The sequence below is a fragment of the Enterobacter sp. E20 genome, from assembly GCF_000801755.2.
Classification (GTDB): domain Bacteria; phylum Pseudomonadota; class Gammaproteobacteria; order Enterobacterales; family Enterobacteriaceae; genus Enterobacter; species Enterobacter asburiae_B.
Window position 1 is genome coordinate 2,762,355 of the sequence record NZ_CP012999.1, and the last position, 22,980, is coordinate 2,785,334.

Annotated in this window: 17 protein-coding genes; 6 read left to right on the forward strand and 11 right to left on the reverse strand. The window is 59.9% G+C overall.

The features are described from left to right. Window positions 1-285: 285 nt before the first annotated feature. The gene (locus NI40_RS12935) at window positions 286-1,683 is read right to left on the reverse strand and encodes a NarK family nitrate/nitrite MFS transporter (protein WP_039263582.1); all 1,398 of its coding nucleotides are present in this window, start codon (window positions 1,681-1,683) and stop codon (window positions 286-288) included. A gap of 309 nt (window positions 1,684-1,992) precedes the next feature. Here NI40_RS12935 and narX point away from each other — a divergent pair, with 309 nt between their 5' ends. Both narX and narL read left to right on the forward strand, forming a co-directional pair. After that, entirely contained in the window at window positions 1,993-3,789 is a 1,797-nt protein-coding gene (gene narX / locus NI40_RS12940) for a nitrate/nitrite two-component system sensor histidine kinase NarX (protein WP_039263583.1), read from the forward strand. Beyond that, window positions 3,782-4,432, forward strand: coding sequence for a two-component system response regulator NarL (gene narL, locus NI40_RS12945; protein WP_008499531.1), 651 nt, complete (start codon window positions 3,782-3,784; stop codon window positions 4,430-4,432). Before narX ends, narL begins: the two co-directional genes overlap by 8 nt. 3 nt (window positions 4,433-4,435) lie before the next feature. Here narL and NI40_RS12950 read toward each other — a convergent pair whose 3' ends face one another. The 7 genes from NI40_RS12950 to nasR all read right to left on the reverse strand — a co-directional run bounded on the left by NI40_RS12950 (window position 4,436) and on the right by nasR (window position 16,754). Further along, on the reverse strand, window positions 4,436-5,842 hold the full coding sequence (locus tag NI40_RS12950; protein WP_039263584.1) for a YchO/YchP family invasin: 1,407 nt from the start codon (window positions 5,840-5,842) through the stop codon (window positions 4,436-4,438). Between the two features lie 47 nt (window positions 5,843-5,889). Continuing rightward, on the reverse strand, window positions 5,890-8,415 hold the full coding sequence (locus NI40_RS12955) for a nitrate reductase (RefSeq protein ID WP_039263585.1): 2,526 nt from the start codon (window positions 8,413-8,415) through the stop codon (window positions 5,890-5,892). Next, the gene (gene nirB, locus NI40_RS12960) at window positions 8,412-12,398 is read right to left on the reverse strand and encodes a nitrite reductase large subunit NirB (RefSeq protein WP_080338172.1); all 3,987 of its coding nucleotides are present in this window, start codon (window positions 12,396-12,398) and stop codon (window positions 8,412-8,414) included. The genes NI40_RS12955 and nirB overlap by 4 nt, the downstream gene beginning before the upstream one ends. 13 nt (window positions 12,399-12,411) lie before the next feature. Beyond that, window positions 12,412-13,200, reverse strand: a complete 789-nt coding sequence (locus tag NI40_RS12965; RefSeq protein ID WP_033145769.1) for an ABC transporter ATP-binding protein — start codon at window positions 13,198-13,200, stop codon at window positions 12,412-12,414. Between the two features lie 9 nt (window positions 13,201-13,209). Beyond that, entirely contained in the window at window positions 13,210-14,088 is an 879-nt protein-coding gene (gene ntrB, locus NI40_RS12970; protein ID WP_033145770.1) for a nitrate ABC transporter permease, read from the reverse strand. A gap of 2 nt (window positions 14,089-14,090) precedes the next feature. Then, window positions 14,091-15,338 (reverse strand): CmpA/NrtA family ABC transporter substrate-binding protein, encoded by a 1,248-nt coding sequence (locus NI40_RS12975; protein WP_033145771.1) that lies wholly within the window; start codon window positions 15,336-15,338, stop codon window positions 14,091-14,093. Window positions 15,339-15,569: 231 nt separating this feature from the next. Next, complete coding sequence (gene nasR / locus NI40_RS12980) at window positions 15,570-16,754, reverse strand: nitrate regulatory protein NasR (protein ID WP_033145772.1); 1,185 nt, start codon at window positions 16,752-16,754, stop codon at window positions 15,570-15,572. A 72-nt stretch (window positions 16,755-16,826) separates the two neighbouring features. Here nasR and NI40_RS12985 point away from each other — a divergent pair, with 72 nt between their 5' ends. The 3 genes from NI40_RS12985 (at window position 16,827) to NI40_RS12995 (ending at window position 19,522) form a co-directional block, all read left to right on the forward strand. Then, window positions 16,827-17,180, forward strand: a complete 354-nt coding sequence (locus NI40_RS12985; RefSeq protein ID WP_008499522.1) for a DsrE/DsrF/TusD sulfur relay family protein — start codon at window positions 16,827-16,829, stop codon at window positions 17,178-17,180. A gap of 106 nt (window positions 17,181-17,286) precedes the next feature. Beyond that, window positions 17,287-19,071, forward strand: a complete 1,785-nt coding sequence (locus NI40_RS12990) for a methyl-accepting chemotaxis protein (RefSeq protein WP_039263586.1) — start codon at window positions 17,287-17,289, stop codon at window positions 19,069-19,071. Between the two features lie 211 nt (window positions 19,072-19,282). After that, the gene (locus NI40_RS12995; protein ID WP_010432930.1) at window positions 19,283-19,522 is read left to right on the forward strand and encodes a DUF1883 domain-containing protein; all 240 of its coding nucleotides are present in this window, start codon (window positions 19,283-19,285) and stop codon (window positions 19,520-19,522) included. Window positions 19,523-19,552: 30 nt separating this feature from the next. Here NI40_RS12995 and NI40_RS13000 read toward each other — a convergent pair whose 3' ends face one another. Together NI40_RS13000 and chaB are read right to left on the reverse strand one after the other, a co-directional pair. Continuing rightward, window positions 19,553-20,248 (reverse strand): gamma-glutamylcyclotransferase, encoded by a 696-nt coding sequence (locus NI40_RS13000; protein WP_039263587.1) that lies wholly within the window; start codon window positions 20,246-20,248, stop codon window positions 19,553-19,555. A 177-nt stretch (window positions 20,249-20,425) separates the two neighbouring features. After that, window positions 20,426-20,656 (reverse strand): putative cation transport regulator ChaB, encoded by a 231-nt coding sequence (gene chaB / locus NI40_RS13005; protein WP_023312121.1) that lies wholly within the window; start codon window positions 20,654-20,656, stop codon window positions 20,426-20,428. A 270-nt stretch (window positions 20,657-20,926) separates the two neighbouring features. On the opposite strand from chaB, the gene chaA reads away from it, so the two are divergent. Then, complete coding sequence (gene chaA, locus NI40_RS13010; RefSeq protein WP_023312122.1) at window positions 20,927-22,027, forward strand: sodium-potassium/proton antiporter ChaA; 1,101 nt, start codon at window positions 20,927-20,929, stop codon at window positions 22,025-22,027. Between the two features lie 88 nt (window positions 22,028-22,115). Here chaA and kdsA read toward each other — a convergent pair whose 3' ends face one another. After that, window positions 22,116-22,970, reverse strand: coding sequence for a 3-deoxy-8-phosphooctulonate synthase (gene kdsA, locus NI40_RS13015; RefSeq protein WP_023335996.1), 855 nt, complete (start codon window positions 22,968-22,970; stop codon window positions 22,116-22,118). Between the last annotated feature and the right edge of the window lie 10 nt (window positions 22,971-22,980).

Genomic DNA, 22,980 nt, shown 5'->3' on the forward strand with positions numbered 1-22,980 from the left:
TCAAGACGAGGAGGGACTTTCAGGCGAGGGATTACACCAAATACCACCAAAGCGGTATCTTCAAAAAATTCATATCATCATGAAATATAGAGTTATTTTTATTTTATCGTACAAAAAGCCAGTCAAAATTTAACATCTCAGGTATTAAGGGGTAGAGCCACCTGCAAAGCGATGGCGATCGCAGTGTCACCGCAGGCGTCTGCCGTAAAAGCCGTAAGTATGTTGTAACTATTATTCAGGCTAAAAAAAACGCGGCCCGAAGGCCGCGTAAACGGATAATCACACTTACTTATTTTTCTTGGTATTTCGGCCATATACCAGCCACGTAATCACAACGCAGGCGATATAGAAGACGAGGAAGACTTTCATGGCACCGGCCGGTGAGCCGGTCAGGTCCAGAGAGATACCGAACGCTTTCGGGATAAAGAAGCCGCCAATCGCGCCGATGGCAGAGATAAAGCCCAGCGCCGCGGCCGTATCCGTCGCCGCTTCGCGCATGGCCTGCTCTTCGCTTCCGCCCTGCGCCTTCACGCGATCCATCGTCAGCTTACGGAAGATCACGGAGATCATCTGGAAGGTAGAGGCACTCCCCAGACCGGCCGTCAGGAACAGCACCATAAACACGCCGAAGAAGGCGATGAAGTTACCGCCCTGCCCGTCGACGGGTAGAGTGAGGAACAGCAGCGCGCAGAAGACCGCCATCACGACGAAGTTCACCAGCGTCACGCGGGTACCGCCGAGACGGTCAGAGACCATGCCGCCCAGCGAACGCGCCAGGGCACCGATAAACGGTCCGAAGAAGGCAAAGTGCAGGATCTGAATCTCCGGGAACTGCGTTTTCGACAGCATCGCGAAGCCCGCAGAGAAGCCGATAAACGAACCGAAGGTGGCCAGATACAGCAGCGCCATCACCCAGAGGTGTCCACGCTTCAGCACCGGCAGCTGTTCGCTCAGCGACGCCTTCGACGCGGACAGGTCATTCATAAAGAACCAGGCTGCGAGGGTGAAGGCCACCAGGAAAGGTACCCAGATCCAGGCGGCGTTCTGCAGATAGAGGGAAGAACCATCCGCCTGCTCAACGCCACCGCCGCCAAAGGCCGCGAAAATAGAAACAGAGATCGCCAGCGGGGCAATCAGCTGCATCACGCTGACGCCCATATTCCCCAGGCCGCCGTTAATGCCCAGCGCACCGCCCTGCTTCGCTTTCGGGAAGAAGAAGCTGATGTTCGCCATGCTGGAGGCGAAGTTCGCCCCCGCAAAACCGCACAGCAGGGAAATAATCACGAACACGCTGAACGGCGTAGAGGTATCCTGCACCGCGAAGCCGAGCCAGACGCAGGGGACGATCATGATGCCCGTACTGAACGCCGTCCAGCGACGACCGCCAAACACCGGCACCATAAACGCGTAAGGCACACGCAGCAGCGCGCCTGACAGCGACGGCAGCGCGGTCAGCATGAACAGCTGATCGGTCGTAAACGTAAACCCAACTTTCGGCAGATTGACCGCCACCGCGCTAAACAACATCCATACGCAAAACGCTAATAACAAACACGGCACGGAAATCCACAGATTCCGGCTTGCTACACGATGGCCGCGCTGTTGCCAGAACGCCGGATCCTCTGGACGCCAGTCTGTAATAACGGCACCATTTTCCCTTTCGGGAGCGGATGAGTGACTCATAGACACCTCTGATTCTCGAATGATGCTGCAAACATTAGGGTTTTAGGGCGGCGGTAAGTTGATATAAATCAAAGGAAAAGTGGGAGGTTTTGCGGCGTAAAATAAGGCCTCACCCTTAGTGAGTAGGCTAATTCGGTAAAAAAGACGTGGTTTTTCACGGCACTGACGGTTCCTGGCTACCCCCACCTCCTTCCCCCTACTCCGTTGGCAATTTAGGGGTAATCCTTTATTGGTATGGGTATACTCCAGGGTATGCACCAGAATAGCGCCATTCCTGCAAGCAGGCCACGTCAGGAGCACGCCACCTCTATGTTAAAAAGATGTTTATCTCCGCTGACGCTCGTGAATCAGCTAGCCCTTATCGTTTTGCTGTCCACCGCCATCGGCGTGACCGGCATGGCGATCTCCGGCTGGCTGGTACAGGGAGTACAGGGTAATGCGCATGCCATCAACGAGGCAGGCTCGCTACGCATGCAGAGTTATCGCCTGCTGGCGTCGGTTCCCCTGACGCAGGACGATCGGCCCCTGATTGATGAAATGGAGCGCACGGTCTTCAGCCCCGAACTGGAAAACGCCGCTATCCGCGCCGGTCAGCAATATCAGCTTAAAGCCCTTCAGGGCTACTGGCACACCCAGCTGGAGCCCGGGCTGAAACAGGCGCGCAGCACCGAAACCGTTGCGCAGGACGTGGCGGGGTTCGTCTCACGCATCGATGCGCTGGTCTCCTCTTTCGACCAAACCACAGAATTACGCATCGACCGGGTGGTGATGGTGCACCGCGCCATGGCGCTGTTTATGGGGCTGCTGCTGATCTTCACCATCGTCTGGCTTCGTGCGCGGCTGCTGAACCCGTGGAAACAGCTGCTGGCAATGGCCCGCGCGGTGACCGCACGCGATTTTACCCAGCGCACGCACATCAGCGGGCGCAACGAGATGGCCATGCTCGGCCAGGCGCTCAACACCATGTCTGCAGAGCTCTCCGAGAGCTACGCGGTGCTGGAACAGCGCGTTCAGGAAAAAACAGCCGGACTGGAGCAGAAAAACGAGATCCTCTCCTTCCTGTGGCAGGCCAACCGGCGTCTGCACATGCAGGTGCCGCTATGCGAACGCCTCTCTCCGGTGCTGAACGGCCTGCAAAATCTGACCCTCCTTCACGACCTTGAGCTGCGCGTCTACGACGTGGAAGACGAAGATAACCATCAGGAATTTACCTGCCAGTCGGATATGTCCTGCGATGACAAAGGCTGCCATCTTTGCCCTCGCGGCCTGCCGCCGCTGACGTCCGGCGGCACCACCCTGAAGTGGCGCCTGACCGACAGCCACACCCAGTACGGTATTCTGCTGGCAACGCTGCCAGCCGGGCGTCACCTGAGCCACGACCAGCAGCAGCTGGTCGATACGCTGGTCGAACAGCTAACGGCCACGCTGGCGCTCGACAGGCATCAGGAAAAGCAGCAGCAGCTGATCGTCATGGAAGAGCGCGCGACCATCGCCCGCGAGCTTCACGACTCTATCGCCCAGTCGCTCTCCTGTATGAAAATGCAGGTGAGCTGCCTGCAGATGCAGGATGCGGAGATGCCCGAAAGCAACAAGCAGCTGCTCAGCCAGATCCGCAACGAGCTGAACACCTCCTGGATACAGCTTCGCGAGCTGCTGACTACCTTCCGTCTGCAGCTGACCGAGCCGGGTCTGCGCCCGGCGCTGGAGGCCAGCTGTCACGAATTTAGCGCCCGACTGGGGTTCCCGGTGAAGCTGGACTACCAGCTGCCGCCGCGGTTTGTCCCCTCCCACCAGGCCATACATGTACTGCAGATCGCCCGTGAAGCGCTGAGCAACGTGCTTAAGCATTCCGGCGCGACGGCGGTAACGGTCACCGTCAGCCAGCACAATAATCAGGTGAAGCTCACGGTTCACGACAACGGCCGCGGCGTGCCGGAAAATGCCGAACGCACTAACCACTATGGTTTAATTATTATGCGAGACCGCGCCCAAAGCCTGCGCGGTGATTGCCAGGTTCGCCGGAGAGAGACGGGTGGCACGGAAGTCGTGGTCACCTTTATTCCCGAGAAACCGCTTACAACTGCTCAAGGAGAAACCCATGACTAATCAGGAACCGGCATCCATCCTGTTGATCGACGACCATCCGATGCTGCGTACTGGCGTGAAACAGCTGGTCAGCATGGCGCCCGATATCACCGTGGTTGGCGAAGCCAGCAACGGTGAACAGGGCATTGAGCTTGCCGAATCCCTCGATCCCGATCTGATCCTGCTGGATCTGAATATGCCCGGCATGAACGGTCTGGAAACCCTCGACAAGCTGCGGGAAAAATCGCTTTCCGGGCGCATCGTCGTCTTTAGCGTGTCGAACCATGAAGAGGATGTGGTCACGGCGCTGAAGCGCGGGGCGGATGGTTATCTGCTCAAGGATATGGAGCCGGAAGACTTGCTTAAGGCGCTGCAGCAGGCCGCGGCGGGCGAGATGGTTCTCAGCGAAGCCTTAACGCCGGTTCTCGCCGCCAGCCTGCGCGCCAATCGCGCCACCTCTGACCGTGACGTCAGCCAGTTAACCCCGCGCGAGCGCGATATTCTCAAACTCATTGCCCAGGGGCTGCCGAACAAAATGATCGCCCGCCGCCTGGACATCACCGAAAGCACGGTCAAGGTGCACGTGAAGCATATGCTGAAGAAAATGAAGCTCAAATCCCGCGTTGAAGCCGCGGTGTGGGTGCATCAGGAACGCATTTTTTAAGGATTACTCCTCCGGCAGAAGCTTCCAGCGCGGGTCGTTGTCCGGCAATGCGACCAGCGGCTGCACGACGGTCAGCACGATCTCATTGGACGAGACGCGCTGGCCTTTCTCATCTTCCACCACCGCCGACAGGTGCCAGCGGTTTGTCGCCCCTTCACGGTCATCCCAGGCAGGCATAATCACACTCCAGCCGTCGCTGCTGTTGCTTTTGGACGGCGACGTCAGGCTCAGCGCCTGCGTATCCCCCTGCCAGTGGATCTCACGAATGCCGTGCGCGCTGCGAACCTGAAGCTTCAGCATAACGGTCTCGCCCCCTTTCAGATCCCACGGCGGCGTCGCCAGCCAGACGGACAGCGTTTTACGTTGGCGGAACTCCATCACCGGCAGGCTATTGCGCTCCGGCGAGTCGTAGCGGCTTCCGCGCAGGGAGCGCGTGGCGGCGACTTCACCGGCGGAAAGCTGCTTCACCAGCGGCACGCCAAAGCGATAGTTGAGCTTCAGCCCGAGGTTATTCTGGCTCGCGCCACTTTCGCCCTGCTTGTGCGCGGCGGTCAGGGTGACCAGCGGCACGGGGGTATAGTTAAGCCCCAGATTCACCGCCACCGGATTGTGATAGCCCGTTCCGCTGTTGAAGAGATCGACGTTATCGCCGAAGTATTGCTCGAAGCTCACGCTGGTATTCAGATGATGGAACCACGGCAGCCAGGCTTTAGCGGTGACGTCATAGCCGCGCGCCATGCGCTGCTCCTGGACGTCGGAGCGATCGCGCCAGCCGGCAAAGGGCTGATAATAGTTGGCTGACAGGCGCAGATTTTCCCCCCACGCTTCCGCGCCCAGCCCGGCACGCTGCAGGTTTTCATCCAGCAGGTTATCGTAAAACGTGTTGTAACCCAGCAGCCATTTCCCGGCGACCCAGCGCTGGCCTATTCCGGCGTTACTGACCAGGCCATCCGCCTGCTGGGTCAGGCCAAGCTGGCTCCAGCTCAGGTAACGGTTGTTATCGTTCCAGGGGATAAACCAGCTCCCGCTGCTGCCGTTAAATTTGCCGTCGTTATCCACCAGTAGGTTCACGCTGGCGTTCCCCCAGGGCGAAAGCCAGGATTCAATCTGCTGGTTCACTTCGCCGCTCACCGCGTCGCGCACCTGGCCAAACGCAAACTGCCGCGCCTGCTCGCCCGTTGTCAGGCCGTTGTCGGTCATGCTGGCTTCACCGAAGGCTTTCGCCATTTCGGCCAGGTGTTTTTCCCCCTCGCCCGTTGGCGCCGCCATGCCGAGGTCGGGCAAACTATCCCCGTTATTATCAAAGGGATTTTGCGCCTGCTGGATAAAGGAATTCGGCGCACCGTGAACGGCTCCGGCCGTAACAAGGGAGAGTAAAAACAGCAAACGAATGCGGGACGATACAGCCATCAACGTCGTAAATAAGAACCTGTGTTAATGAACAAACTCTTATTATGTTAACGCGATAAGCCTTGAAATGCAGTCCAGGCGGACATTTCAGGATTATCCTGAAACAGCCCTTTCAGCTCCGGCACGCAGGAGCCACAGTTCGTACCGCAGCGCAGCGTCGCCCCCAGCGCGGTGACGGAATCACACCCGCCGACGATCGCCTCCCGTATCGCATTCTCCCCGACGCTGAAACAGCTGCAGATGATGCGTCCCGGATCCGCCGCCTCCCCGACGCTCTGCCCGTTCAACAAGGCGTGGCGTTCTGCGAGAAGCACGGGTGGGGATTGAAAAGCGGCTTCAATCACCGCATGCGCCAGCGCCGGTAACGCGGTGCCCTCCCAGAAGCCCAGCATCAGCTGGCCTTCATGCCAGGCCAGCACGCTGCTGCGTTCACCGGTTTGCGCAACCTGCAGCTGCCAGCCACGAGCGCTGGCGTATTCCATTACCCACGGCAGCAGCGGTTGATCGCCCGCCACCGTCAGGCGTGAGGCTTTACGCCACCAGTAAGCCGAAGAGGGCATTTCCGGCCATTCCCGGGCATAGAGTTCCCCCTGCCAGGCGGGCTGCCAGGGCAGGATCCTGACGGCGGTTTGTTTACTCTCTGGCTGGCCCGAAACCGGATCGCAGCGCCCTTCCACCAGCGCATTCACCTTTCCCTGGCGGGCAAACCCAGCGTTCCAGTGCATCGGGGCAAACGCCTCGCCTTCCCGTATCCCGTCGCTGATTCGCACTCTTGCCACCATCACGCCGCGCGGCGAGCAGATGCGCGCCAGCTGGCCGTCGCACAGGGAAAAACGAACGGCATCTGCCGGGCCAACCTCAACAAACGGTTCGGCGATATGCTGCATCAGCCTCGCCACGTATCCCGTTCGGGTCATGGTATGCCACTGATCGCGGATGCGCCCCGAGTTGAGAATCAGCGGGTATAAGGCGCTGACCGTCGCGCCGTGCGACAGAGGGATAACGGGAACGATGTTTCGGCGCGGAAAACTCCCCGTCGGCCACTGATAAGGCTCAAGCTGATCCCACTCCTCACGGGTTAGCGCAGCCAGTTCATGAAGACTCAATGCCCGCGCGCCGTCATTTTCAAAGGCCGTCAGCGCCGCATGTTCGCAAAAAATCTCGTGCGGATGTTGCCAGGCAAAGGCCTCGCCGTAGCCCAGCCGTTTCGCCATCTGCGCGACGATCCACCAGTCCGGCTTCGCTTCGCCCGGCGCGGGCAGAAACGCGCGCTGGCGCGAAATGCGGCGTTCCGAGTTTGTCACCGTCCCGTCCTTCTCCCCCCAGCCCAGCGCCGGAAAACGGATATGGGCGAACCGGCTGGTATCGGTATCCTTCATCACCTCAGAAACCATCACCAGCGGGCAGCTCGCCAGCGCCTGACACACCGCGTGGCTGTCGGGCAGCGACACGGCAGGGTTAGTGCCCATGATCCACACCGCCTTCACCTCGCCGCGGGCAATGGCGTCAAACAGCTCCACCGCCATCAGGCCCGGGGTTTGCGCCAGCCGTTCCGTTCCCCAGAAACGCGCCACCCGCGAGAGATCGTCCGGCTCAAAGTTCATGTGCGCCGCCAGCTGGTTCGCCAGCCCGCCCACTTCCCTTCCCCCCATCGCGTTTGGCTGTCCGGTCAGCGAAAACGGGCCGCAGCCCGGACGGTTGAACTTCCCGCTGGCAAGATGAACGTTAATGATGGCGTTACACTTGTCGCTGCCGCTGGCGGACTGGTTGATCCCCATGGTGTAGAGCGTGATGGCCCGGGGCGCCGTCATAAACCAGTCATAAAAGGTGCCTATATCCTGCGGCGAGAGGCCGCAAAACGCCGCCACGCGCTCAACGGGCCACTCATCCGTTCCCTGAATCACATTAAGCAGACCGACAAACAGCCCGGCGTCGCTGCCGGGGGCGAGCGCCAGATGCAGGTCAGCAATATCACAGGTGGCGGTTCTGCGGGGATCGATTACCACCACCTTGATCCGCGGGTTGTCGTGCTTCGCCTGCACCAGCCGCTGATAGAGCACCGGATGCGTCCAGGCCGCGTTCGAGCCAGCCAGCACCACCAGATCGCTGTTTTCCATATCCTCGTAGCCGCACGGCACCACGTCTTCGCCAAAGGCGCGCTTGTAGCCCACCACCGCCGAGGACATGCAGAGCCGGGAGTTGGTATCGATGTTTGCCGCGCCGATAAACCCTTTCATCAGCTTGTTGGCGGCATAGTAATCCTCGGTCAACAGCTGGCCGGAGGCGTAAAACGCCACCGCCTGCGGCCCCCATTTATCGATAATCTCCCGCAGGCGCTCTCCTGCCGCGCTCAGCGCCTGCGCCCAGTCCACCTCAAGGCCGTCAACGAACGGGCGCAAAAGCCGCCCCTGTAAGCCCGTCGTTTCCCCCAGGGCCGTTCCTTTCACACACAGGCGGCCCAGGTTCGCAGGATGGGTTTCATCTCCCCGAACGCTGACCGCTTCACCTTCCGCGCGGACGATCACGCCGCAGCCCACCCCGCAGTAGGGGCAGGTTGTCCGGGTTTCCGTCATGAGGCCTCCGCACGCATTACCAGGGCGTCGCTGCCAACCCACACCTTGCCGTTTTCAATTTTCACCGGCCAGGCGCGCACCGCGGGTTCGCCGTTCTCTACCTGACAGCCGTCGCGCAGGCGAATGCGCTGCTTGTAGAGCGGTGAAATTACTACCGGCTCGCCCGCCGCATCGCCAAGAATGCCGCGTGAAAGCACGTTCGCATCGCCGCCCGGCTCCCGATCGTCGAGGGCGTAAACGGTTTTGCCAAAGCGGAACAGCGCAATCGGCTTACGTCCAAGCCGCGCGCCGATACCCGCCTGCTCGGGGATATCGTCGATGCCGCAAATTTCCTGCCAGCGCTTGCTTTCATCCGGCGCAGTCTCGTTCACCGTCGTGCGGAACAGCGCCAGGCGGCTGGGATCGCTGAGCGTGGTTTGCCATTCGCACTGGTAGGCTTCCACCACCCGGGCCATCTCCTGCTCCAGCTCGTGGGCGATGCCGAGGCTGTCGGTGATGATCACCTCCCGCAGATAGTCGAGGCCGCCTTCCAGGTTGTCCATCCAGGTGCTGGTGCGCTGCAGGCGATCCGCCGTGCGGATGTAAAACATCAGGAAACGGTCGACGGTGCGGATCAGCGTTTCGTCGTCCAGATCGCTGGCGAAGAGATCCGCGTGGCGCGGCTTCATCCCGCCGTTGCCGCACAGATAGAGGTTCCAGCCCTTATCGGTGGCAATCACCCCCACGTCTTTGCTCTGCGCCTCCGCGCACTCGCGGGTGCAGCCTGAGACCGCCATTTTGATTTTGTGCGGCGCGCGCAGGCCCTTGTAGCGGTGCTCCAGCCGGACCGCGAGGCCGGTGGAGTCCTGCACGCCGTAGCGGCACCAGGTCGAGCCGACGCAGGATTTCACCGTGCGCAGGGATTTACCGTAGGCGTGTCCGGTTTCAAACCCGGCCTCCACCAGCGCCTGCCAGATCGCCGGCAGCTGTTCGAGGGTGGCCCCAAACAGGTCGATACGCTGACCGCCGGTAATTTTGCTGTACAGGCTGTAGCGTTTCGCAATCTGCCCGATGGCAATCAGCCCGTCGGCGGTCACTTCCCCTGCGGGCATGCGCGGCACGATGGAGTATGTGCCGTCCTTTTGGATGTTGGCGAAGTAGCGGTCGTTGGTATCCTGCAGCGGCAGGTGCGCCGGTTTCAGCAGATACTCGTTCCAGCAGGAGGCGAGCACCGATCCCACCAGCGGCTTGCAGATCTCGCATCCGTGCCCCTGTCCGTAGCGGCTGATAAGCTGGTCAAAGGTGCGGATATGGTTGACCCGCACGAGGTGGTAAATCTCCTGGCGCGAGTACGGGAAGTGCTCGCAGATGTCCTTTTTCACCTCCACGCCCTGCTCCGCCAGCTGGAACTCCATCACCTGCTTCACCAGCGCGCTACATCCGCCGCAGCCGGTCGCCGCTTTGGTGCACTGCTTAACGGCGCCGATATCCGCCGCGCCCGCGCTCACCGCCCGGCAAATATCGCCTTTACTGACGTTATGACACGAACAGATCTGCGCGCTTTCCGGCAGCGCCGCCACGCCGAGCGCTTTTGGCGCGCTGCCTGACGACGCGGGTAAAATGAGCGTTTCCGGCTCTTTCGGCAGGCTGATGCCGTTAAGCATCATCTGCACCAGCGTGGCGTATTCGCTGGCATCGCCCACCAGCACGCCGCCGAGCAGCGTTTTGCCGTCGTGGCTGACCACGATTTTCTTGTAGATTTGCTGCGGGCCGTGCGTCCACTGGTAGCTCAGCGCCCCCGGGGTGCGCCCGTGGGCGTCGCCGAACGAGGCCACGTCCACGCCGAGCAGCTTGAGCTTAGTGCTCATATCCGCGCCGGTGAAGGTTTTATCCTCCCCCGCCAGCGCGGCGGCGGCCACCCGCGCCATCTGATAGCCGGGCGCGACCAGACCGAAGATTTTCCCCTCCCACAGGGCGCATTCGCCGATGGCCAGCACGTCCGGATCGGAGGTCTGGCAGCCGTCGTCAATGCAGATCCCGCCGCGTTCGCCGATAGCCAGCCCGCTGCTGCGCGCCAGCGCGTCCTGCGGACGAATGCCCGCCGAAAAGACCACCATGTCCGTTTCAAGCTGTTCGCCATCGGCAAAGCGCAGCACCAGCCCGCCGTCCGCGGTGGCGATCTCCGTCGTGGCTTTACTGGTGTGAACGCCGACGCCCAGCGCCTCGATTTTCTTGCGCAGCATCGCCGCGCCGTCGTTGTCGAGCTGGACCGCCATCAGGTTGGGCGCAAACTCCACCACGTGGGTTTCCAGCCCGAGCTGCTTCAGGGCATTCGCCGCCTCCAGTCCGAGCAGGCCGCCGCCAATCACCACGCCGCGGCGCGAGCCAGCCGCATGTGCAGCAATGTTGTCCAGGTCGTCAAGGGTGCGGTAGACAAAACAGCCCGGCAAATCGTTGCCCGGCACGGGCGGAACGAACGGGTATGAGCCGGTCGCCAGCACCAGCTTGTCCCAGTGGGTCTCATGCCCGCTGGCGGTACGCACCACGCGCGCGTCGCGGTCGATGCCGACGATCTGCTGCGACAGGCGCAGCTCAATGCCGCTGTCGGCAAAGAAATCCCCCTCCACCAGCGAGAGCGACGCCGCGCTGCGGCCGCCAAAATATTCCGACAAATGCACGCGGTCGTAGGCGGCATAGCGCTCCTCGCCAAAGACGACGATCTGATACTGCTGATGCAGATTGCGCTTAACGCAGTCTTCGAGGAAATGATGGCCGACCATACCGTGCCCAACCACCACCAGAGTAGGTTTTGTCATAGCATTCTGTCCTGCAACCTGCGGTTGCGTAGTGAAACGATCGAACAGCCAGTCCGCGTGGGCGGGCGTGGCCGTTGCCAGTAAATCGGTAAACGTTGCCGCGCTGCGGCAGTCGCCCATCAGCAGCGCGCCAGCCAGCGCCCCCTGATGGATCAATAAACGACGATAGTGACGGGTCAGCGGATCCCATGCGCTCCAGACCACGTCGCCCTCCTGCTCCGCCGCACGGCCGAGGCTGAACAGCTCCACGCCCGTCACCTTGAGACGCATCCCGCTGTCGGTCAGGGTAAACGGCGCGGTAGCGTCCCCGGCCAGCCGCGCGGCCAGGATTTCCGCCTGCGCCAGGCAGGGGGCGACCAGGCCAAACGTCTTCCCGTCAATTTCGCAGCACTCGCCGATGGCGTAGACGTTCGGTTCGGAGGTTTGCATCTGGTGATCCACCACGATGCCGCGCGCGCAGCGAATGCCGCTGGCCTGCGCCAGCGCGACGCTGGGCTGCACGCCGGTCGCCAGCACCACGCGAGCGGCGACGACGCGGCGCCCGTTGAGCAGCGTCACGCTATTCCCGCTCACCGCTGCGATGCCCGAGGCGAGCTCACAGCGCACGCCCCGCGCCGCCAGCGTCTCTTCCAGCAGCATTCCCGCCTGCCGATCCAGCTGCTGCTCCATCAGCCACGGACCGCGATGAACCAACGTGACGTTGTCACCTGAGCGCGCCAGCGCTGCCGCCGTCTCAACCCCGAGCACGCCGCCGCCCAGCACCACCGCCGGACCGGCGATCGTCCGAATGGCACGGGTATCCTCCAGGGTGCGGAACGTGAACACATGCGGCGCATCGCAGCCGGGGATTGGCGGAATAAAGGGCGTTGATCCGGTGGCAAACACCAGCGCGTCCCAGCCCAGCGTGCGGGCGGTGGTTTGCACTTCCCGCGCGTCCACGTTCACGGCGATCGCCTTTTCACCCCGCAGCACCGTCACGCCGCGCGACTGGTACCAGTCGTCATCCTGCAGACAGATGTCTGCAGCCTGCTTTTCACCGCCCAGGACCGGCGAAAGCTGGATGCGGTTATAGGCATGCTCCGGCTCGTCACCGATGACGGTGATAGCGAAACGACCGGCAGCACGCCCGGTGAGCGCGGCAATCAGCCGCGTGGCCGCCATGCCATTTCCGATAATGACCAGTCGCATCAAAGCCCCCTCGTTACGCCGCTTTCGGCTGCTTTTCATAGAGGAAATGGAGGATCTGTTGGCGCATGTGGTGATAGCGGCTGTCGTCGGCCAGCTGCACCCGGTTGCGCGGGCGCGGCAGGTCCACGCGCAGGATCTCCCCGACGGTGGCCGCCGGGCCGTTGGTCATCATCAGCACGCGATCGGAGAGCAGCACCGCCTCGTCCACGTCGTGGGTAATGAGCACGATGGTGGTGTTCAGCGCCTGCTGGATCTGCATCACCGAGTCCTGCAGATGCGCGCGCGTCAGGGCGTCGAGCGCGCCAAAGGGTTCATCCATCAGAAGGACTTTCGGCTTCATCGCCAGCGCGCGGGCAATGCCGACGCGCTGCTTCATGCCGCCGGAGATCTCCCCCGGTCGCTTGTGCAGGGCGTGCCCCATCTGCACGCGGTCGAGGTTGTGCTCGATCCACTCCCTGCGCTCCGCCTTGCTCATGCTGTGGCGAAACACGTGATCGACCGCCAGGGCCACGTTGTCGAAGCAGGTGAGCCACGGCAGCAGCGAATGGTTCTGGAAGACCACCGCACGTTCCGGACCCGGCCCGGCGATTTCACGGTTGTCGCAGATCAGCCCGCCTTCCGTCGGCAGGGTAATACCGGCGATGAGGTTCAGCAGCGTCGATTTGCCGCAGCCGGAGTGCCCGATCAGGCTGACGGTTTCGCCCTCGTGGATATCAAAAGAGACGTTTTGCAGCGCCAGAAACTCGCCGCTGGCGGTGGAAAAACGCTGGCTCACGGCCTGGACCTGAATTAATGGTTTCATGTTCGCTCCTTATTTTTCCTGCCAGCTAAAGCGACGGGCGATCAGCATCAGCCCCTGCTCCAGCAGCAGCCCGACCACGCCAATGATGACGATGGCGATGAGAATGTTTTCAACGTTGAGGTTGTTCCACTCATTCCAGATCCAGAAGCCGATCCCTAAACCTCCGGTGAGCATCTCGGCGGCGACGATCACCAGCCAGGCGATGCCGATGGAGAGACGCACCCCGGTCAGCACCGCGGGCAGCACCGCCGGGAAGAGAATGCGGCGCATGATGGTCCACTCGGAAAGCTGCAGCACCCGGGCCACGTTGAGGTAGTCCTGCGGAATGCGGCGTACGCCTTCGGCGGTGTTGATCACCATCGGCCAGATGGAGCAGATGAAAATGGTCCAGCTCGACGCGGGTTCCGCTTTCTGGAACAGCAGCAGGCCGATGGGCAGCCAGGCCAGCGGGCTAACCGGGCGTAACAGCGCGATCAGCGGGCCGAACATGCGAGAGAAAAAGGTGAAGCGACCAATCAGGAAGCCGAGCGGGATCCCGGCGAGCGCGGCCAGGCCAAAGCCCACCGCCACGCGCTGTAATGAGGCGAGCACGTTCCAGCCGATGCCCATATCGTTAGGCCCGTCGCGATAAAACGGATCGGCAAACAGGGTGATGGCGGAATCGAGCGTGCTGAGCGGCGTCGGGAAACCTTTGCTGTTAATCGCCGCCAGCTGCCAGAGCACCACCAGCAGTCCCAGACCGAGAAACGCCGGGATGATGCGCTGGAGGATCGCGTTAATCCGACGCGCAAACGTCGGCGTACGGCGGCGAACCTGCACCGGAGGCAGGACAATCACCTCCCCACTCTCCGGCGTCTCGTGTGAATTCGTCTTTTGCAGATGCTGCATAATCAGGCCTCTTTACGGTGAATGGCGAAACGGCTGGCGTATCCTTCCGGGTCGGTACCGTTCCAGACGGTGCCGTCCATCAATGTGCTGCTGCGTAATGGTGAAGTCGGTGTGCTGATGCCCCCCACCGCCGTGGCGGCATCCTGCCAGACCGCGGTCTGGTTAATGCGCTGCGCGATGCCCGCGTAGTCCGGCGCGGATTTGAGCAAGCCCCAGCGGCGGAACTGGGTTAAGAACCACATGCCGTCGGAGAGATACGGGTAGCTGACGGCCCCCTCGTTGAAGAAGCGGATCGGGTGCGCGTCCTGCCAGCGCTGGCCCAGGCCGTTGTCGTACTCGCCGAGCATGCGTCCGGTGAGATACTGTTCTTTGCAGTTGAGCCACGCCCGGCGGGAGAGGATCTGCGCGGTCTCGCGTTTGTTTTCCGGGGAGGCTTCGATCCAGCGCGCCGCCTCCAGTACCGCGCTCACCAGCGCCCGCGCGGTGTGCGGGTTTTTCGCCACCCAGTCGCGGCGCGTACCGAGGATTTTTTCCGGATGATCGGCCCAGATAGACTGCGACGTGGCGGCGGTAAAACCGATGCGGTCGTTGATTGCCCGGGCGTTCCACGGCTCGCCGACGCAAAAGCCAACCATGTTGCCAATGCGCATGTTCATCACCATCTGCGGCGGCGGCACCACCACCGTGCGCACGTCGTCAAAGGGGTTAATGCCCGCGCTGGCCAGCCAGTAGTAGAGCCACATGGCGTGCGTCCCGGTCGGGAAGGTGTGCGCGAAGGTGTAGGTGCCGGGCGCCTGCTGCCCAATGAGCTTTTTCAGCCCGTCAAGGTCTCGTACGCCCTTCTCAGCCAGATCGCTGGAAAGCGTAATCGCCTGGCCGTTCTGATTGAGCGTCATCAGGTTCGCCATCTGCTGCGGCTTGCCGGCGATGCCCAGCTCCAGGCCGTACAGCAGGCCGTAGAGAATGTGCGCGGCATCGAGTTCGCCCGCCACCAGCTTGTCGCGCACAGCCGCCCAGCTCGCCTCTTTGGTGGGCACGATGGTAATACCGTATTTTTTATCAAAGCCTTTCAGCGCCGCGATAACCACCGGGGCGCAGTCGGTCAGCGGGATAAACCCGATGCGCACCGTTTCCTGCTCCGGTTTATCCGAGCCTGCCGCCCATGCGGCCTGCATGATACCCGGTAACAGCATTGCGCCACTCGCCAGCACGCTGGCCTGCAAAAAACGCCGTCTCGACAAATCCGCCATGACCAACCACTCCTGAAAAAAAACCAAAAAAAAGCGCCCACGATGCCGAAGCACCAGTGGACGCCTTTATCCCGAAGACGCATGCGCCGCCGTTGGCGCATCGTCAAAAATGGTTAATCCGATAATGCAAAGTGAATGCCAGGTTTTAACCCGCAGTTTCCGGGGCGCTAACCGAACTCCCCTCGCCTGCACGCACCTTAATCAGGCACAAAATGTCCGCTGACCGTGCAGCTACTCCTTTGGTGTTACCTGCCATAAATTCTTCACCATTAGCAGCGCGCGGGCGATATCCACCATCCTTTGGTTTTTGTCCATCGCCATTTTGCGCAGCGCCGTCCAGGCCTGTTCCTCACTCATATTCTGGTGGGTCATCAGCACGCTTTTCGCTTTATCAATGACTTTGCGCTCTTCAAGCGTATCGCGCAGCGATGCTAGCTGGCGCGAGAGCTGTTCTATCTCGCGTGCCTGCTGGCGCACCAGGGTGAGCAACGGTTTTTCCGGATACTGTATCAGCGGGTCGTCCTGCTCATCGGCGGGAGGCACGTACTCATCGTTACGGTAAATACGCTCGTCCACCGCCGTCATCAGATCGGCGATGAGCGTCTCCTCCAGCGTGCGCAGATGCTCAAGGCGCGCGGTTTGCAGAGCAAACCAGGCCAGAGCGGTAAGGCCATCATCCGCGGCAGGCTGGCGAGTACAGGCTACGCGCCGGAGTTGCTCCGTTTCACGATCGGGCTGGCAGTGGAGAGAAAAGGTGGTCTGGACGTCAGCGGAGCTGTGTGAGAGAAAAATTTCAAAGCAGGCCTGCTGCCCGTCGATGCGGTCAACCAGCCTCTGGCGAGTCACATCATCGAAAAAGCCCTGCGTGAAGCCAATCGCCCCCAGGGCCCGTTCCTGTCCCGCCAGCTCTTTCCCCTGCATCAGGCTATAAAGGGCAACAAAACGCCCGGCGATTTGCGGATCGTCAATGCTGTCATTGAGCTGCGGCACGATACTGAGCAGATGGCGGAGCATGCGGGAGTAGTGTTCCATCGCCTGCGGCGCCGTTACCGTTTGCTGAATAACACCGTCGCGCAGCGCGGGAAGCATATCAAGGCACTGAAGCGCGCCGCCGATACGTTCACAGACGGTACTTCCCGGGATCGGCGACTGTTTTTCAAGAATGTCATAAAGTGCAGCGAGGTTTTCATCCACCAGCGCCCGGCTGGCTTTGCATTCGGGGGCGTAGAGCTTACCCTGTGAGCAGAGCCAGACGTTGGACGCCCCACGCTCGCACTGTAACATATGCACCAGTTGGCTAATGCCGTGCACAAGCACGCCAAGCTGTGCCAGCTTGCTGAGCTGCTCCCGGCGCATCATTCTTGCGCGCTCGAGCCATTCGCCAGCGCCTGGCGAAATGCCAGCCATTAATGTCATGCTTACTCTCCAGAACAGCGAAACTCGGGAAAGCTAAGCAATATTCGTGCCTTTATAAGAACAGGAGTCAACATGCAGAAGATTGTGATCGTCGCCAACGGTGCGGCTTACGGCAGCGAATCCCTTTTTAACAGCCTGCGCCTGGCGATTGCGCTGCGTGAAAAAGAGAGCGACCTGGCGTTACGACTCTTTTTAATGTCGGACGCGGTCACCGCGGGGCTGAAGGGTCAAAAACCGGCAGAAGGCTATAACATTCAGCAGATGCTGGAGATCCTCACCGCGCAAAACGTGCCGGTGAAGCTGTGCAAGACCTGCACCGACGGCCGCGGCATTACCGGTCTGCCGCTTATTGATGGCGTAGAGATTGGTACGCTGGTTGAGCTGGCCGAGTGGACGCTGTCCGCCGATAAAGTATTAACTTTTTAATAATAAACCCGTAAAAATATTATTTTCTTATGGACGCGGTTTCAGCATCAAGTTTACCTGCGGGGTTGCCGATAGGCATGGAAACAACACAGCAGGTATTTCACTTATGTTCAGATCGATTCGTGCACGCATCATCGCGGCGACGGCAGGCTGTCTGGTCGTCGCCCTTCTCCTTAATACCGTTATCAACTTCCAGGTCACGCGCCAGGATAACCAGCAGTCCCAGCGCGATATCCTGACCAGCACCAGCGCCAGCCATAACATGGCGATTGCCGACTGGGTAAAAAGCAAGATGACGGTGATCGCCTCCGCGCAGACCGTTGCGCTGAATGACGACCCGGTTCCGGTGTTTAAACAGCTTGCGCAGGCGGGTGGATTCACCAACGTCTATGTTGGCTACGCCAGCAAAACGGCGAAATTCTCTGAACCGGCGGGCGTTCCGGCGGACTATGACCCGACTATTCGCCCGTGGTATCAGCAGGTGGTCAGCACGGACGGTCCGGTTGTCACCGCGCCCTACGTTGACGCGGGGACCGGTAAACTGGTGGTAACCTTTGCGGTGCCGGTGAAAGAAAATGGCACGCTCAAAGCGGTCGTGGCGGGCGATGTGGCCATGGATAGCGTGGTGGCAAACGTGCGCGGGATCCATCCCACCCCGGCCAGCAGCGGGTTGCTTCTGAACAGCGACGGCAGCGTGATTGCCGCTAACGATCCGGCTCTGACGCTGAAACCGTTTGGTGAGACGATCAAGGGCATTGATTTTGCTGCGCTGAAAAGCGGTAACCCCGTCGACGGAACGCTGAACGACGCGGAAAAAACCTTCGTGGCGACAGCCGTGCCGGGCACAAACTGGCTGTTAGTCATCGCGCTCGACAGCGGTGACGCCACCTCCGGCATGCGTTCCCTGCTTAAAGCCTCGGGGATTTCGCTGGTGATCCTCGCACTCCTGAGCGCGGCGATTGTGCATTTCCTGATTGCCCGCCTGCTCAAGCGTTTGTCCGACATTCGCGACGCGATGCACAACATTGCTAACGGCACTAACGATCTGTCCCAGCGCCTGCCGGATAACGGCGAAGACGAGGTCGCGCAGATTGCCCAGGCCTTTAACGCCTTCAGCGATAAGCTGTCGGTGGTGATGGTGCAGCTCCGTGACGCCAGCGAATCGGTGAAAAACGCCGCGCAGGAGATTGCCGCAGGTAACCAGGATCTTTCCGGACGTACCGAGCAGGCGGCATCCAGCCTGCGCGAGACGGCCAGCGCCGTGGAGCAGATCACCGCCTCCGTGACGCAGTCGAATGAATCGGCGGCAGAAGCGAACGACCAGGCGAGCAAGGCCTCAGCGGCCGCGGCGCGCGGCGGCGAGGTGGTATCGCAGGCGATCAGCACCATGCAGTCCATTGAAGTCGCGTCGGCAAAAATTGGCGATATCACCAGCGTGATTGACGGCATTGCTTTCCAGACCAACATTCTGGCGCTGAACGCCTCCGTCGAGGCGGCGCGTGCGGGTGAGCAGGGACGCGGGTTTGCCGTCGTAGCAGGTGAAGTGCGTAACCTGGCAAGTCGTAGCGCTCAGGCGGCGAAAGAGATCAAATCTCTGATTGACTCCACCACCGACAGCGTGGCAACCGGCTCCCGCTACGTGCATCTGGCGGGGGAAAGCATGGATGAGATCCGCTCCAGCATCGGCAGCGTCTCTGGCATCATGCGCGAAATCTCCATCGCCACCAGCGAGCAGATGAAAGGGATTCATGAGATCAACCACGCGGTGACCCATCTCGACAGAATGGTTCAGCAGAACGCCGAGCTGGTGGTGGAATCCGCCGCCGCCGCGGGAGCCCTGCAGAGCCAGGCGGGCGACCTTGCTGAAACAGCCGGGCATTTCCGCATTTAATCTTCTTCCGGCGCGCGTTTAGCGGGTAAAACGCGCGCTAGCCTAAATTTTGAGAAATTTTGTCATTTTTGTTTAATCGTTATGCCATTTTTTGATCAAAATCAGCATCCCGCCCCCTCCCCTTTGGTGTTATGCCATGAGTGAATTGTGAACAACATCACGCTCGGATATGGCAGCAGGGAGAGCGTTGTTTAAGACTACGGGGTAAAAAATGGCACTGGTAAAAACAAGTTTGAAACTGTTTGGCGGGGATACGGTAGTGGTGCGTTGCTCAGAACGCTGTCGTATTCATCTGATGAGTTCGAAAGCACAAAAACAGTCCCAGGCGGATATTCTCACCGTACAGGACGATAAGGCCTGGCTTACCGTGCCGTATACCGGCACGTGGGATGTGCTGATTGATAGCCACAGCCAGTCGCTGGAGCATTCCGTCAGCTACGTGGCAGCATAAGTTTAAACGCCCGGCAAGCCGGGCGTATTGTCAGGCAAAACCCGGTCGCAGCGCGCTGTTGAGCGGGTTCCCTTCCAGCAGCGCCTTCACCTTCACCACCAGCTCATTCAGACAATCGTCCTTCATGCCGAGGCGGGTCAGCTCCTGATCGAGGGAGAACAGATACTGCGCGTTGGTGCCCAGAGGCCCGCTCGCGGCGGCAATCAACGGGGCAATCACCTGCGTGCGGGTATCCGCTTCATACAGCGGATGGCGCGGATCCATAATAAACACCAGCGCATTGACGGTGCGTCCGTCGTCCAGTTCCAGCTTGCACCAGCTCGGCATATAGCAGCCGGTGATCATCTCGCGCTTCCAGAGCAGCGTGAGCTCCTCTCCCAGCGTGGCATCCGGCAGGCGATACGCCACGCCCGTGGTGCGCCCGCCCTCTTTCAGTGCAAGCATACGGCCAGGCTGGCACGCGCTGCCGCGTCCGGCCGTCAGGCGCAGGCAAAATGCGCGATGCCAGCCAGGCAGCGTTCCCGTTGCCGATTCGACAAATTCCAGAGCCGGGTTCCACATCAGGGAGCCGTAGCCAAAAATCCATACCGGGCCATCATCCGGGCGGCAGGCAAGCGTGGCAGCGAGTGACGCCGCACGTTGTTCAGCTGACCAGAGAAGCGATTCCTCAATAGCACCAAATGCCGTCTTACAATCTGCCTTCATTAAGAAATCACGCGTTAACACTTTCCACCTCCGCCACTGCATGCTTCCTTGCGACATCTGTAATTCGCCTTCCCGGCATTTTATGCTGGTCATTTTGCCAGCAGTCGAATAACGATAAGCAATTAGCGGACCAGTTGCAATACAACGGAAGTTCAACCGCCTGAAAAGTCAAAATGAAGGCAGCGAATCATTTCATGGCTATTTCTTTTTATGCCATTTATCGTCGTCTCCTTTCTCATATTCATGTTTTACTGCGGCCCAGGCGACTTTGTGGGCCGTCTCTTCACGGCTGGCATCATCCCGGCGATCGTCCTTATCTTTGTACTGATCCCAGGCGCTGTTGAACGCCTCTTTGTAGATATCCTGTGCGTGAGCGGGCAGCACGTTTTGCACGTTATCGGGTAATTCGCGTTTCGCTTTATAGGGCATCACTAACCTCTCTTTTGGTTAAAGAGATAAGTGTGGACGACGATACAGCATGGTGCCACCCGGCAATAATTTATGAATAAACTACATTTTTAATTAATTGTTATTTAATGAGTAATCAACAAAGAATCTGCATTATACCCATCATCAATAAAAATAATGACAAAGGGTAAAATTAAGTAAAAAATAAAGGGTATTTAACAGAGATCTGTTAATTTAATGACCTCAAAAATCTATCTATAATTACAAGCACCTGCATTGATGGAGAAGCACATGACAGCAACACACGAGGCGGTAAAGACCCGCCACAAGGAGACGTCACTCATTTTCCCGGTTCTGGCACTGGCTGTGCTGCTCTTCTGGGGAAGCAGTCAGTCACTGCCAGTGGTGGTTGGTATCAATATTCTTGCCCTGGTCGGCATCTTAACCAGCGCATTTAGCGTTGTTCGCCATGCGGACGTCCTGGCCCACCGTCTGGGCGAGCCGTACGGATCGTTAATTCTCAGCCTTTCCGTTGTTATTCTCGAAGTCAGCCTGATTTCCGCGCTTATGGCGACCGGCGATGCCGCGCCGACGCTGATGCGCGACACGCTCTATTCGATCATTATGATTGTGACGGGCGGCCTGGTAGGCTTCTCTCTGCTGCTGGGCGGGCGCAAATTTGCGACCCAGTATATGAACCTGTTCGGCATTAAACAGTATCTTATCGCCCTCTTCCCGCTGGCGATTATCGTGCTGGTCTTCCCGATGGCGCTGCCGGGTGCAAACTTTTCCACCGGGCAGGCGCTGCTGGTCGCACTGATTTCCGCCGCCATGTACGGCGTGTTCCTGTTGATTCAGACCAAAACGCACCAGAGCCTGTTTGTGTACGAGCATGAAGATGACGGCGACGATGATGACCCGCACCACGGCAAGCCGTCGGCCCACAGCAGCGCGTGGCATACGGTTTGGCTGATCGTGCATCTGATTGCGGTGATTGCCGTCACCAAGATGAACGCTAACCCGCTGGAGACGCTGTTAACCGAGCTGAACGCGCCGGTGGCGTTTACCGGCTTCCTGGTGGCGCTGCTGATCCTGTCGCCGGAAGGGCTGGGCGCGCTGAAAGCGGTGTTGAATAATCAGGTACAGCGCGCAATGAACCTGTTCTTCGGCTCCGTACTGGCGACGATTTCACTTACCGTACCGGTGGTGACGCTGATTGCCTTTATGACGGGCAACGAGCTGCAGTTTGCGCTGGGCGCGCCGGAGATGATTGTGATGGTCGCCTCGTTGCTGCTGTGCCAGATTTCGTTCTCAACCGGGCGCACCAACGTGCTGAACGGCGCGGCGCATATGGCCTTGTTTATTGCGTATCTGATGACGATATTTGCATAATTTTATCCGGTGCGGGCTGATGCCCTCACCCCAACCCTCTCCCACAGGGAGAGGGAGAACAAAAAACCCGCCGAAGCGGGTTTTTTTATTAGTTGCTGGTGTCCAGCTCGTCGAAGCTCTTCACCAGATCGTCAATCGCTTTGATCTGCTTCAGGAACGGCTCCAGCTTGTCCAGCGGCAGCGCGGATGGGCCGTCGCATTTCGCGTTAGCCGGATCCGGGTGCGCTTCAATGAACAGGCCGGCCAGACCGGTCGCCATGCCGGCGCGCGCCAGCTCGGTCACCTGAGCGCGACGGCCGCCGGACGCGGCGCCGAACGGGTCGCGGCACTGCAGAGCGTGGGTCACGTCGAAAATCACCGGAGACTGACCGGAGACATTTTTCATTACGCTGAAGCCCAGCATGTCGACAACCAGGTTGTCGTAGCCGAAGTTTGCGCCACGGTCGCACAGGATGACCTGATCGTTGCCGCCTTCGATAAATTTATCGACGATGTTGCCCATCTGGCCTGGGCTGACGAACTGTGGTTTCTTCACGTTAATCACGGCGCCGGTTTTCGCCATCGCCGCAACCAGGTCAGTCTGGCGAGCGAGGAACGCCGGGAGCTGAATCACGTCCACCACGTCTGCCACCGGCTGCGCCTGTGAGGCTTCATGCACGTCGGTGATCACTTTCACGCCAAAGGTCTGCTTCAGCTCCTGGAAAATTTTCATTCCCTCTTCCAGGCCCGGGCCACGGTAAGAGTTAATGGAGGAGCGGTTGGCTTTGTCAAAAGAGGCCTTAAACACGTACGGGATGCCCAGCTTCTGGGTCACGGTCACGTAGTGTTCGCAGATACGCATGGCGAGATCGCGGGATTCCAGCACGTTCATGCCGCCAAACAGTACGAACGGCAGGTCGTTTGCTACCTTGATATCACCAATGCTAACCACTTTTTGTTTCATAGGATCGCCT